Raw genomic sequence first — 13,563 nt, 5'->3', positions numbered from 1 at the left:
TTATCCTATCAGCTGACCTATAGTTATATTAATCTTCATTTAGACTCATATGCAGGCGATCAATTAAAGGTTTAAACAAGTAATTTAGTAGCGCCCGTTCGCCAGTACGAATAAAAACTTCTACTGGCATTCCTGGTTTGATGGTTAACTGATTTAGGCGTTGACGATTTTCATCATTTACTTGGACCTGTAATAAATAATAGGGCTCGCCAGTCTGTTCATTAAGTAGCCTATCAGCAGAAATCATCGTCACGTTGCCTCCCACTTTAGGAGTCGTACTTTGATTAAATGCAGTAAATTGTAACTCTACCGGTAAACCTAATTTCACTTGATCAATCAAATGTACCGGAACCCGTGCATCAACCAATAGTGGTTGATCATCGGGAACAATCTCCATCATTTTTTGTCCGGCAGCGATTACGCCGCCTTCAGTAAAAATTGACATACCAATTATGGTGCCAGCAACTGGGGCACGTATTTGAGAATTATTCAGCATGAACTTTGCTTTAACGAGCTGACTGTTGGTATGATTAATCTTTGTTTGTGTGTCTGCTAGTTGGGCATGAACATCTTTTTGATATTCTTGTTGGAGTTTTTCGCTAAGCAGTTTTTGTTCTAATATTTGATGTTGGATGCGACTAATATCACCAAGTGTTTGCGCTAAATTACCATCGACTTCAGTATATTTATTTTCAGTTTCTAATAATGTATTGCGAGCAATATAGCCGTTTTTTTCTAATTCCCTTAATCCTTCTAATTGTTGCAATAACATAGTAAGTTGCGTTTTTTGGCTCTTTGCTTTTTGTTGTTGGGCATATAAAGTAGCGTTCAATCCGGTTATTTTTTCTTTAATACTGGCCAACTCTAATTGTAAAACTTGATATTGGTTTTCCAGCAATTGTTGGTTTGTTGAAAACCATAAATCTGGCTAAAAATGCCACACCCAATCAGCGTAAAATTAACGGCAAAACTCTGACTCAGGATGTGCATCTAACCGCAACCGATGTTCATGCTGTTACTCCAGAAATATTACGTGTAGAAATCCCTGTCGGCGTTCCTCTTCTTTGGCCTACTGAAACGCCTCCGACAGATTGGCGTATATGCAATGGTGAGAGCTTTGATAAAAAACAATATCCACTTTTAGCGCTGGCTTACCCGTCGGGAAAGCTCCCTGATTTACGCGGCGAATTTATTCGGGGCTGGGATGCAGGACGAAAAGTGGATAACGGACGCAAAATATTAAGCGTACAAGGTGATTCCCTTCAAAATTTCACTGGAAACATAACCGGCATTCAGTTTGTCGGTCAATCACCAACCAGTGGGATTTTCAAAATGGGTAGTCGAACAGGCGGCAGCAGTATTGGTTCTGGAACCAGCGGCGTATTCGCTGTTGATTGCTCAGCCAGTTTTCAATCTGGTTTGAGAACCGCGTCAGAAACAAGGCCGCGAAATGTCGCGTTTAACTACATTGTCAGGGCAGCATAAAGTTTTTATCTTTTCGGAGCTTCCGGTCACGCAATATCCAGCGTTTTGCTGATATCGACACGGTTTAGCAGCACGCGGTATTTTTCATTACCACTCAATCGTTAACCAACCATTGGCACCATCGCTACCGTTACCGCCAGCCGTCCCAGAGATGCGTGTTCCACCGCCACCACCCCCTCCAGCACCATAGCCGTAAGCAGGTCGGGCATGGTGCGCTCCTTGTGACCCGACATGGCCACCTGGGCCACCTCCACCAAAAGCGCAGGATGCGCCGCTAGCCGCTACCATATAAAAAGTGCTCATGGCATTCAAGTTGCCGCCAACAGCCGTCTCGCCATAGGGATAACCGGCACCACCGTAGCCATTTGTTCCTCCTATACCAGGTGGCCCACCATCACCTCCGGGTAACGTGAGTAAATCGCCTAGCGCCGTCAGGCCACCGTTTCCGCCTTTTATTCCTGAATTATTCGACGCTCCTCCTGCACCGCCTTTGCCACCACGACCTATCGTAATGGTTATCTGTTCACCTGGTGTTACTTTCACAGCTTCACGTATAACCGTTTTTCCCGCACCACCGCCACCTCCGCCAGAGGTATAACCATTCAGATAGCCAAGTCCACCGCCACCACCGCCCCCTGCTCCACAGCCTGAAACATAAACGGTCGTAATGCTTTCTGGAACGGCAAACACACCACCGTTAAAAAAGGTAGAAAAGCGAGGTTCTAACAAACCAAGGTTTTTTGTAAAAAAGGATTTCGCCTGTTTCCTGACAAAATAAGCCTAAATGATGGCTTGATGAGGAAAATGCACGGCAAAAAACACTGTATTTACCGTTCAAATTTTAGCCAAAATGCCGATTTAGGGCTAAAATCGAGGTTTTGATTAAATTTTAATCCATTTTGGGGTGTTTTATGTACAGCAAAATCTCACTACTGAACTCTTGTCGGATAACATAAAACATCAGCGATATAGACGATCAATAAAGTGTTATCGATCGTCAAAACAGATCAATTACAGTGGCTTAACTACATTCACAATACTTAACCTGAGTTCGGGATAAGCATAATCAATTATGCTTGAAGATACGTACCTGCAACAGGTATCTTTGGTTTAGATGGCATTAAACAATATGCAACCAGTCCGCCTAATAAATTCACTACAAAATTAGCCGGAGAGCGATGTCGCGTATGCTCTATTTGACAAAGATTTTTTAACTCATCAAATACCGTTTCAATGACAGAACGATGACGCAAGATGGCTTTGTCGAAACAAGTCTGTTTAATAGGCTTCATTTTCTTCTTGATATTCGTTATAAGGTTAATTCCCATCGTTTTGAGTTGCTGTTTCAGTGAAGCCGATAAATACCCTTTATCTGCGTACAAACAACCAGAAAGATCCTTTGTCAGCTCAGGCAATGGTTTCCGATCATCGGTGTTTCCTGGTGTGAGTCGAAAACTGAGTATTTCCCCCAAATGATTGATAATTATATGAAGCTTGAAACCAAAGAACCAACCTGTTGAATTTTTTCCCCGTTCAGCTATCCCATTGAAGACTTTATGCCTGCGGATCCGTAAGTTATCACACACTGCTATCGGAGTAGAATCGGCAACCGATAGCCCCGTGCATTTTCCCTTAATTGACTCAAACAGTGCCGTTAACGCTAAGGCACTACGCGGAAGTAACTCTACACAGCGTGAATAGGATGGCAAGTTAGGAAATTCCTTCCGGAGATATAAGCGGACATAATAGAGATAAAATACCTTGAATTGCCTGAATCGGAGTTGATGAAACAACACAACCAGTGTCATCATTTCCGCCAACGAAAGCTGAGTAGACCGTCTACGACGCTTAGTACCGTTAGTCAGCAAATATTCATGCATTTTTGGCTCGAAGTCTTTGCAAAAATCATCCATCAGGCAATAAAGTTCAGTAAGATTTTCCATAATTGTTTAACAATGCTCTACTCTTTAACCAGACTGTTAGAGTATTTTAACAAAACAGGCTCATTCAACTATTTGAATATCAAGACTTTCTCTTTATTTCTTATCCCGAACTCAGGTTAAAATATTTACCTCGATACCGCAGTTAGTATCAAATAACTTTCCTTTGTGTGTTTTTTGAGCGTATCAAATATTTTGCCTTTCGGTATCAAATGATTTGCCGCGCTATAAATAGCCGTTGCGGGAGTTGGCACCCGGTTTGGGCTGATTTTTATCGTAGCCCAGATGATGGGACATTTCGGCGTTGAGAGTCGCCTCAACGCTGATTTTCTTCAGCAGACGATCGAACTGGCTGAGATCGTCAGGGGTTTTGAGATTTTTGGCCAATTTATTAGCCAGAGCCTGCAATTGTTTTTCGTCCATAAATTAACCTTCATTTGATGCTGGATTGAACATATCAAAATCAGGCAATTACACAAATTTATGTACAGGCTCATATTGGTTATGCTCAATTAATTTCAGCACAAGTTAATAGCAAAAATCAATTGCAAGTGCTGGATGCAAGTAGAAAGCCATCAACACTTTATTTATACGAAAAAATAGATGAAAATAAATTAGATAATAAATGGCTGGAAAAGCTCGAACAACTTAATCATTTAATTCAACAGCAAAAATCTTTATTTAGTCACCACCAACCTTGTTTTTTTATTGAAAATCATTGTCTAGCAACTATTGAACAAAGTTTTTTAACTCTAACAAATAAATTATCTCAATTAAGAACGCAGATGATGAGCTAATAATCTATGTTGAATCTCACAACGATTGATATGTTACTCTCCATTAATGAAATGGAGATAATAGAAGAGATTGTATTAACATTACTGGCCACACCTCAATTAGTCACGAGTTTCGCACCAATAAAAAAACGCTCTATTTTTAAGTTTAATTCAGCATAATATATAAATAGAAAAAATCTCATAAATTAAAAATAACTTATTGTAATTTAAGTAAATTTATACGTCTTAGCAAGTTACAGATTAATTATTGTTCTGAAGCCATTTCTAGAATTTTATATGCCCGTGCGAAACTCGTGTTAGTCATTTTTTTTGAGAAGTACCCTAATCTTAAAAATATATTATTAAGAGATCTTTTAGCATGGAAAAAAATTTATATCACAAATTGCAAGAGACCTTGGTGCCCATAAAATTAACCGAAGAATTTGCACTTTATCAGCAAAATTTGGCCCTTGTTACTACAAAATTTTTTAGCAATCTTCCGATAACTATTAATAAATTAACAGAAATAGATTCTTCTTTTGAGCAAGAAGCGCATTATTTACTGGGAAAAATATCTCATGATTCCGCTGGACAATCTCTATTTATTCAACGCTGGCGCCTTAATCTTATTTTTGAAGTAACAACGTTTAATAAATTATTATTAGAGCAAGAAAAAGAACAGTTATTGGCTGAATTAGAGCAACAATTGAAATTAACTGGAAATTTAACAGAAATGTTTAATCAAAATAATCAGTCTGCTGGTAAATTATGGGATATGAGTAAAGGCGCTTTAACCCAATCCTGCAATAATATTCAATTATTAATTCAGTATAGCCATTTTTTACAACAACAACCTGAATTAGAAAAATTAGCAGAACTTTTAGGCAGAAGCAATTCGTTGAAATCTCAACAAAAACAGCAGCAAATATTAGAATCAATAATCTCATTGGAAAAAATCCCTGACCAATTACCCGAGCAAATTAGAGGGATAAACCACGGTAATGATATTTTACGTCTTCTACCTAGTGAATTAGCATTGCTGGGATTAGAAGAACTCGAATTTGAATTTTATCGTAAATTAGTGGAAAAACAGTTATTTACCTACCGGTTACAAGGCGATAATTGGCAGCAACGAAAAATATTACGTCCAACGGTCAAACATCACGATGAACAACAACCAAAAGGGCCATTTATTGTATGTATAGACACTTCAGGTTCAATGGGAAAATTTAATGAAAATTGTGCTAAAGCTTTCTGCCTCGCTTTAATGAAAATAGCCATGAGTGACAACCGTCAGTGTCACATTATTTTATTTTCAATGGAAGTTATTGATTATGATTTATTAAGCAATGATGGATTAGAGCAATTAATGCAATTTCTTAATCAAACATTTAGTGGGGGAACCGATTTGGCTGCCTGTTTAAATAAATGTTTAGAAAAAATGCAACAACAGCAATGGAAAGATTCAGATGTGGTTGTGATTTCAGATTTTATTGCTCAACGGTTACCTGATAATTTAGTAAAAAGAATAAAAGTTCATCAAACGCAACAGCATCGTTTTCACGCTGTTACATTATCTAAATATGGAAAACCCGGTATCCTAAATATTTTCGATTATATCTGGCACTTTGATACCGGGCTAAAAAGTCGATTATTACGCTATTGGAACTAATTACAACATATCCGCAATAACTGCATGGCTTTCCGGCGACCATACACTACATTGAACTTGGCCAATATGCTTTTTCTGAAGTAATAACATCACTAAACGAGATTGTCCAATCCCACCACCTATTGTTTGTGGCATTTGATCTTTTACCAATGCTTGATGCCATTCAAAAGACATTCTATCTTCATCACCGGTAATTGCTAATTGGTTTGTAAGCGCTTCTGTATCAACACGGATGCCCATAGAAGAAATTTCAAATGCATCCTGCAATATAGGGTTCCAAACAATAATATCACCGTTTAAACCGGCATAACCCTCACTGTTAGGTGTTGTCCAATCATCATAATCAGGAGCACGTACATCGTGAGCAAGGCCATGCGATAGTTTTCCGCCAATACCAATAAGAAAAACTGCACCTAATTCTTTAGCTATTTCACGTTCTCTTCCTTTAGCATCAAGATCAGGGTAGCGTTGTAATAATTCTTCACTATGAACAAAATGAATTTGCTCAGGTAAAAATGGTGCTAAACCACATTCTGTACTAACCGCTTTTTCTGTTTCTTTTATTGCTTGATAAATTTTAATGACCGTCTGTTTTAAATAATCAAGAGAGCGCTCATCCTTAAGCATTACTTTTTCCCAATCCCACTGATCTACAAATACAGAATGAATAGGTGTCAGACGATCTTCATCAGGACGCAATGCTTTCATATGGGTATAAAGCCCTTGTCCGGGTTTAAAATCAAAACGACCTAACGTTTTACGTTTCCATTTAGCCAATGAATGTACAACTTCAAAAACAGAATCTGGCATCGATTTTACTTTGACTTGTACTGCTTTTTCATGGCCTGACAGGTTATCTTGAATCCCATCACCGAGACTACTTAAAATAGGTGCTTGAACTTCAATTAAAGCTAATTCTTTTTCTAATAAACGCGAAAAATAAGATTTAACAAAACTAATTTGTTGTTGTTTTTCGATGAATGACTTTTCCATTTTTTTTACCCCATAATCTGTAGCATTATTTGCTTTGTTATATAGATTAAGCAATAAAACTGGTCATAAATTCAATATACTTAATAATAAAAAGTCATTATGATTTATAATATTCAAAATAAAGCCTTTAAAATAAATAATCGTTAAAAATGGTGTTTTAAAATGGTTGAAAATTATCAAATCGATAATCTGGATCGTGACATACTTAATGAGTTACTGAGAAATGCACGGATCCCCTACGCTGAAATAGCTAAAAAATTTGCCGTAAGTCCTGGTACAATACATGTCCGAGTCGAAAAAATGAAACAAGCTGGGATTATTGTAGGAACACGTGTAGATATTAATGTGAAGCAACTAGGTTTTGATGTCTGTTGCTTTATTGGCATTATTTTAAAAAGCGCGAAAGACTACCATACTGCGCTGAAAAAACTTGATGAATTAGACGAGGTGGTCGAAGTTTACTATACAACTGGACAATATAGTATATTTATCAAGGTAATGTGTCGATCCATTGATACATTACAAGACGTACTTATTAATAAGATACAGACAATTGATGAGATCCAATCTACTGAAACCTTGATCTCTTTACAAAATCCAATAATGCGTACTATCAATCCATAAAAATGGAATAACCATATTATCCACAGGTAGATCCCAACTCATTCACAGCATACAATAGGCATTGTTTTAAATAATGGGGTTCATCATGACAACACGAGTTTCGCACAAAACTAATTTGGGTACGCTAATAAAACAGGGATTTGCTCAGTAATAGCACTTTTGATTACGTCCCAATTTTGTTGATAAAGGGTTATTTTTTCAGATATACGACGTTTATGTTGTTCAAACCACGCAGAAATAGCGAGAAAAATATGATTTCTTTGCGCTCGGCTCGTGCGAGCCTGACAGCGTTCAATACCACAGTTTTGTTTAACTTCTCGATGATAAACTTCAACAGACCAACGGGCATCCATGATAGATTTGAGGTATTGACGGGTGGGATTCTCTTTGTTTGTTACTATGTAATCAATACGGCCGTTTTTGGCTGTAAATTTGAAAACGGTTACCCAACCATATCCTCGCAAGTGTATTGACGTTCCTTCTTCTGAGATGTCTAACTTGTTCAGTTGTTTGTTATGGTTAACAATCCTATTTTTCCTCAGCGTGGTTACCCAGATCCAACCATGAGAGCGAATTGATTTCAGGTTATCCAGGCTAGAATACCAAGCATCCATCACTACGGCTTCTGGCATGATCCCTCTTTTTTTAGCAAGAGTGAGCATTTCGGAAAAGTGCGTGTTTTTTGTTTTTCCATCAGAATCTTTATCATAAATCCGATAATTGATAGGAATTGATTCAACCTTCGTGAGATCATGCCAAAGCAAATTAACCACGAGTTTCGCACCAATAAAAAAACGCTCTATTTTTAAGTTTAATTCAGCATAATATATAAATAGATAAAACCTTATAAATTAAATATAACTTATTGTAAATTAAGTAAATTTATGCATTTCAGTAACTTGCAGATTAATCATTACTTTTAAGCCATTTCTAGAATTTTATAGGCCTGTGCGAAACTCGTGTTAACTAAACCTATGCCAGCAATAACATCATCACGAGTTTCGCACCAATAAAAAAACGCTCTATTTTTAAGTTTAATTCAGCATAATATATAAATAGAAAAAATCTCATAAATTAAAAATAACTTATTGTAATTTAAGTAAATTTATACGTCTTAGCAAGTTACAGATTAATTATTGTTCTGAAGCCATTTCTAGAATTTTATATGCCCGTGCGAAACTCGTGATCATGTTCATTACCTGAATATTGATAATGGACCATCACTATTTTTTTACTACGTGTTTTGGCAATCAATGTATCATCGGCAATTAGTACGCAAGGGCTTTTTTTGTCTATAGAAGGTTCAACTAATCGCCATAGGTCTTTAGGTCTAAAACATCTACTTTTTAGCCATCGGCTAACAGTGTCATGAGATAAAGGCGATGGGCTTACTTCTGATAACGCTAAACCAGAGTATCTTAAACTGCTTACTTGTAAGAATGTTTTATAGATATCTTTAATACATGGATAACCCGACAAAATATGAACACCCTGATTTTTTCTTGTTTTTAAATTTATCACGAGTTTCGCACCAATAAAAAAACGCTCTATTTTTAAGTTTAATTCAGCATAATATATAAATAGAAAAAATCTCATAAATTAAAAATAACTTATTGTAATTTAAGTAAATTTATACGTCTTAGCAAGTTACAGATTAATTATTGTTCTGAAGCCATTTCTAGAATTTTATATGCCCGTGCGAAACTCGTGTTTATACTTCTTTTTTGGAGATTGCGAAACTCGTGGACAAAAGTAACATTGATTACAGGTAGCACTATGGGCAGCGCTGAATATGTTGCTGAGCATATCGCTGAAATATTGGAGAAATATGGCTTTGACACTGAAGTCACATACGGCCCATCGTTAAAAGAGCTACCAACAAAAGGTATTTGGTTAATTGTATGCTCTACCCATGGAGCAGGTGATTTGCCTGAAAATATACAACCTCTAGCAAAAGAGATCAGCCAAGATGGTGCCTCCGACGACGACTTGTCATTGCTCGTTAGTACTGATATAACCTCAACTCTATTTTCTCAACCTTTTAGTCCCTTGTATCTTGAAATTTGGTTATAATAATAGCGATTAGATTTGGCAAGGTGTATGTAATCCGATTGTCCCTGGGGTTTATAGCCCGTAGCAAAGCGAATGATGCATACACTTAGCCACTCATCTGAAACCCGAACAGTTGTCCGTAATTCATAACGTATTTGCAAGGATGGGTAATATGAGTCAGCTAAATCCAATTTGTGTAGGAATTGATGTTTCTAAAGCTTCATTGGATATTGCAGGCACCAATAACATTGAGCAGTTCAGAGTCAGCAATAACCCTGACGGGTTCGATACCATCATTTATCAACTGAAAAAGAACAACATAGCCTTGATTCTGATGGAAGCTACAGGTGGTCTCGAGGCAGCGATTGTATGCGCTCTTCAGGCTGAAGGTTTTGATGTTTCCGTTATCAATCCCAGGCAAGCCAGAGACTTTGCTCGATCCATGGGCTATCTGGCAAAGACTGATAGAATAGATGCCAGAGTTTTAGCTCAGATGGCTGATGTCATTAACCGCCATCCTGAGCGGTCACGTTTTATCCAGGCTATTCCCGATGCAGAGCGTCAGATTCTTGCTGCTATGGTGGTGCGCAGACGCCAGCTGATTGCAATGCTTGTAGCTGAAAGAAACCGGATGCATCCATCTCACCCGCAAAACAGAAAAAGCATCAGTAACATCATCAATGCACTAGAAAATGAACTTAAACGGATTGACGAGGATATGCATAAGCATATTACGGATCATTTCAACGAGCTTGCAGAGCGGCTAAGTACTATCAAAGGCATTGGTATGATGACTGCTGCTACATTGCTGGCAGAAGTCCCTGAGTTAGGGAAACTCTCGCGCAGGGAGATCAGTGCACTGGTTGGGGTAGCTCCTGTTAATAGAGACTCGGGAACCATGCGTGGCCGACGAACCATTTTTGGCGGTCGGGCCGGAGTTCGAACCTCTTTGTACATGGCTGCACTGGTTGCAACTCGTTTCAATCCGGTGATAAAAGCATTTTACACACGGCTGGTTGCAGCAGGAAAAGCCAAAAAAGTGGCGCTGGTTGCCTGTATGCGCAAACTGCTGACTATCCTGAATGCGATTCTCAGAAAGAACCAAGAATGGGATGAGTCGTATCATAACGTTGCTCCATAAATATACTGTTCAAGACAGTTGCTTTTATGTCACCGCGTTTTAGTCATGTTTTTCAATTTGGTCAACGCTGGCTCAATTGGCTTAACCGTCAACCGCCTAATACCGTTCGCCCAGTTGTGATGCAAACCATGGTAAAGATTATGGCTTGCGGCACTTCGCTTATGGGATGGTCAATTTGGCGATGCCCTGACCCTGAATGTAATCATGAGAAGCGGGTTAAATTTACCTGCAAAAGCCGAAGCTGCCCTCATTGCGGCGTAAAAGCTTGCCTACAATGGATTAACAATACGCTGGCCTGGTTACCTAAAGTCCCTTGGCAACACATTACTTTTACCATGCCTGGTGAATATTGGCCTATTATTCGCGTCAATCGGTGGCTGCTCGGTGAAATGAATCGATTAGCCGCTGATGTGGTATTAACTATCTGCCGTGATCTCAATATCACCCCCGGCATTTTCACTGCCATCCACACTTGGGGACGTGACCAAAAATGGCATACACATATTCATCTTTCAACCACAGCCGGCGGGGTCACTAAAAATAACACCTGGCGAGATATGAGCTTTTATCGCGAAAACGTCATGACTATGTGGCGACATCGGATAACCGAATCGTTGAGAAAACATTATTACACCCTGACGATTCCTGATGAGCTTAAATGTGAAGGACGAAGCAAATTTTCTTGGAATCGCCTACTTAACACTCACTACAAACGTGGCTGGAATATCAATCTCTCTAATATCCACGAGTTTCGCACAGGCCTATAAAATTCTAGAAATGGCTTAAAAGTAATGATTAATCTGCAAGTTACTGAAATGCATAAATTCACTTAATTTACAATAAGTTATATTTAATTTATAAGGTTTTATCTATTTACATATTATGCTGAATTAAACTTAAAAATAGAGCGTTTTTTTATTGGTGCGAAACTCGTGATATCCTTTCCAATATTGTCAACGATCACCGAAAACTGATCCACTTTTTAGCTAAATCCGATCAATCAAAATTGATCCACTTTTACTCAGTCATTGCTCCTGAGCGCCGCTTATCTTTCAATCGATAGCTTTCACCGCTTAATTGCAGTACATGCGAATGATGAAGTAAACGATCAAGCATAGCGGCAGTTAATGTTGCGTCATCAGCAAAAGCATTTGGCCATTGCCCAAATGATAAGTTACTCGTCAATATGACACTGCCATGCTCATAACGCTTGGCAATCACATTGAAAAACAGGTTTGCTTCTTCTCGCCCAAACGGCAGGTATCCAATCTCATCGATAATCAACAATTTCGGGGCCATCACCGAACGTGATAGATATTGTTTGAGCTTATTTTGTCGTTTGGCAGTTGAGAGTTGCAACATCAGTTCAGCTGCCGTGGTAAAGCGGGTTTTCTTCTTGGCCTGTACTGCTTTTAATCCTAACCCAATAGCTAAATGCGTTTTGCCTACACCGCTTGGGCCAAGCAACACGACATTTTCATTACGTTCAATAAACGTTAATGCGCTTAATTCCTGTATGTGTTGTTTGGGGATCCCCGTTGCAAACTTAAAATCGAACGTATTAAGTTCTTTATGTGCTGGGAATCCTGCCATCCGACTCAAAAGATTACGGGTTCGTTCATCTCGTTGTTGTTGCTCACATTTTAATAGGGACAGTAAAAACTCTCCGTAGCTTTTGTCTTGGGCAATGCATTGTTCGGCAAGTGATGACCAATGAGTCGGAATAGAATTTAATTTCAATGACTCACACAGGTGTTCAATTTGTTCATGCAATAACATGTTCACCTCCCAGCAATGCTTCGTATACGCTGATTGAGTGTTGCAAACTGACAGATTCAAGGGGCGGTACGATACGGATATTAAGCGTATCAGTCTGCGGGATAGATTGGCAAACCCTTGCTGGTAAGGGTAGAAGATACTTAACTTCCTTAGCTAGTCTATCTGCTGGCTTCTCTAACGTTGTTCCATGAATCCGCTGATGGGCAACGCGTTGTAACCAGGGCCCCACTCTTGCATTAGCTATCTCAATATCCAGTTCAAGATTATGAGCACGAAGGTCGGTATTTAATGGTACGATAAAGCTGTTTTTTAAATAGTGGTTAAAGCGCTCTACTTTCCCTTTAGTTTTTGCCCTGTAGGGCTTGCAAGCACACAATTTAAACCCGTAATCTTTCGACATTTGAAGCATTTCGACATGTAATTTATGTTCACCTTCTGCATAAGCATCCCGTTCGATGATGAGGGATTTTGCGTTATCACACAATATTTCCTGTGGTACACCACCAAAATAGTCGAAAGCTTCTCGTAAACCTTGTTGCCAGGATTCTGCTCGTTCATTATCAAAGAACTTTACATAACTGGCACGCGAATAGCCTAGCGTTGCACCAAACGCTTTTAGTGATTTTTTACCTCGCCGGATGCTGGTGAAGTCGATTTGCATTTGTTGACCTGGCTGTGTTTCAAAACGGACGACAGCTTCGGGAACAATGCTTGGTTTAAATTGACAAACAAATCGGCGTAATTGAGCAATACCGCCTTGATAGCCGCTTTCAACTACTTCATCAAATAAGACTGTTGCAGGGATCCAATCAGGTTTAGCCAGTTCAATTCGATGAAGCAAATAAGGTTTAAAGGGTGCTAATTTAGTCGGTTGTTGACTTCTTTTAGCATAAGTTGGCATTGTCTGTTGTTGTAAATGATGTTTTACGGTGTTACGGGATATGCCCAATTCACGGGCAATTTTTCGAAGGCTTTGTCCTTGTGCAAAGCGAACATGAATATCCACAAATATCTCCTTGGTTAACATAAATTATCCGTACAAAAATGTGCGAATAATACCAAGTGGATCAGTTTTAGATGATCGTTAGTGGATCAGTTTTG

General features: G+C 38.7%; 11 protein-coding genes and 6 pseudogenes. 8 read left to right on the top strand and 9 right to left on the bottom strand.

What is annotated here, in order from left to right; all coding sequences use genetic code 11:
- Positions 1-28 precede the first annotated feature (28 nt).
- Complete coding sequence (locus V3224_RS13090) at positions 29-898, bottom strand: HlyD family type I secretion periplasmic adaptor subunit (protein WP_334470983.1); 870 nt, start codon at positions 896-898, stop codon at positions 29-31.
- Between the two features lie 143 nt (positions 899-1,041).
- On the opposite strand from V3224_RS13090, the pseudogene V3224_RS29975 reads away from it, so the two are divergent.
- Positions 1,042-1,264 (top strand): annotated as a pseudogene (locus V3224_RS29975) (phage tail protein); the annotation flags it as partial.
- 308 nt (positions 1,265-1,572) lie between these two features.
- Here V3224_RS29975 and V3224_RS13080 read toward each other — a convergent pair.
- The 3 genes and pseudogenes from V3224_RS13080 to V3224_RS13070 form a co-directional block, all read right to left on the bottom strand.
- A complete protein-coding gene (locus V3224_RS13080; protein WP_334470982.1) occupies positions 1,573-2,175 on the bottom strand; it encodes a glycine-rich domain-containing protein in 603 nt (200 codons plus the stop codon).
- 380 nt (positions 2,176-2,555) lie between these two features.
- The gene (locus V3224_RS13075) at positions 2,556-3,428 is read right to left on the bottom strand and encodes an IS982 family transposase (protein ID WP_334470981.1); all 873 of its coding nucleotides are present in this window, start codon (positions 3,426-3,428) and stop codon (positions 2,556-2,558) included.
- Positions 3,429-3,656: 228 nt separating this feature from the next.
- Positions 3,657-3,848, bottom strand: a pseudogene (locus V3224_RS13070) (IS256 family transposase); the annotation flags it as partial.
- Positions 3,849-3,976: 128 nt separating this feature from the next.
- Between V3224_RS13070 and V3224_RS13065 the strand changes: the two are divergent.
- From V3224_RS13065 to viaA, 3 genes and pseudogenes are all read left to right on the top strand, one after another.
- Positions 3,977-4,222, top strand: a complete 246-nt coding sequence (locus V3224_RS13065) for an ATPase RavA domain-containing protein (RefSeq protein ID WP_334472029.1) — start codon at positions 3,977-3,979, stop codon at positions 4,220-4,222.
- 6 nt (positions 4,223-4,228) lie between these two features.
- On the top strand, positions 4,229-4,381 hold the full coding sequence (locus V3224_RS13060) for a hypothetical protein (RefSeq protein WP_334470980.1): 153 nt from the start codon (positions 4,229-4,231) through the stop codon (positions 4,379-4,381).
- 80 nt (positions 4,382-4,461) lie between these two features.
- Positions 4,462-5,873, top strand: a pseudogene (gene viaA / locus V3224_RS13055) (ATPase RavA stimulator ViaA).
- Here viaA and asnA read toward each other — a convergent pair.
- Positions 5,874-6,866, bottom strand: coding sequence for an aspartate--ammonia ligase (asnA, locus tag V3224_RS13050; protein ID WP_334470978.1), 993 nt, complete (start codon positions 6,864-6,866; stop codon positions 5,874-5,876).
- Positions 6,867-7,028: 162 nt separating this feature from the next.
- Between asnA and asnC the strand changes: the two genes are divergently transcribed.
- Positions 7,029-7,490, top strand: coding sequence for a transcriptional regulator AsnC (asnC, locus tag V3224_RS13045; protein ID WP_334470977.1), 462 nt, complete (start codon positions 7,029-7,031; stop codon positions 7,488-7,490).
- A gap of 110 nt (positions 7,491-7,600) precedes the next feature.
- Here asnC and V3224_RS13040 read toward each other — a convergent pair.
- Positions 7,601-8,263, bottom strand: a pseudogene (locus V3224_RS13040) (IS701 family transposase); the annotation flags it as partial.
- 412 nt (positions 8,264-8,675) lie between these two features.
- Positions 8,676-8,969: pseudogene (locus V3224_RS13035) on the bottom strand (IS701 family transposase); the annotation flags it as partial.
- A 252-nt stretch (positions 8,970-9,221) separates the two neighbouring features.
- On the opposite strand from V3224_RS13035, the pseudogene V3224_RS13030 reads away from it, so the two are divergent.
- The 3 genes and pseudogenes from V3224_RS13030 to V3224_RS13020 form a co-directional block, all read left to right on the top strand.
- Positions 9,222-9,485 (top strand): annotated as a pseudogene (locus V3224_RS13030) (flavodoxin domain-containing protein); the annotation flags it as partial.
- Positions 9,486-9,714: 229 nt separating this feature from the next.
- Positions 9,715-10,683, top strand: coding sequence for an IS110 family transposase (locus V3224_RS13025; RefSeq protein WP_334470973.1), 969 nt, complete (start codon positions 9,715-9,717; stop codon positions 10,681-10,683).
- 26 nt (positions 10,684-10,709) lie between these two features.
- Positions 10,710-11,450 carry an IS91 family transposase gene (locus tag V3224_RS13020; RefSeq protein ID WP_442890346.1) on the top strand — a complete coding sequence of 247 codons (741 nt, stop codon included), beginning with the start codon at positions 10,710-10,712 and terminating at the stop codon, positions 11,448-11,450.
- Positions 11,451-11,700: 250 nt separating this feature from the next.
- On the opposite strand, the gene istB is transcribed toward V3224_RS13020, so the two are convergent.
- On the bottom strand, positions 11,701-12,462 hold the full coding sequence (gene istB / locus V3224_RS13015) for an IS21-like element helper ATPase IstB (protein ID WP_334467780.1): 762 nt from the start codon (positions 12,460-12,462) through the stop codon (positions 11,701-11,703).
- A complete protein-coding gene (gene istA, locus V3224_RS13010) occupies positions 12,449-13,489 on the bottom strand; it encodes an IS21 family transposase (RefSeq protein WP_334469113.1) in 1,041 nt (346 codons plus the stop codon). The genes istB and istA overlap by 14 nt, the downstream gene beginning before the upstream one ends.
- Between the last annotated feature and the right edge of the window lie 74 nt (positions 13,490-13,563).

This window comes from Arsenophonus sp. PmNCSU2021_1, assembly GCF_036919435.1.
Classification (GTDB): Bacteria; Pseudomonadota; Gammaproteobacteria; order Enterobacterales; family Enterobacteriaceae; genus Arsenophonus; species Arsenophonus nilaparvatae.
The sequence above is the reverse complement of the archived record's forward strand: the minus strand, read 5'-3'. Positions and strand labels throughout refer to the sequence as shown.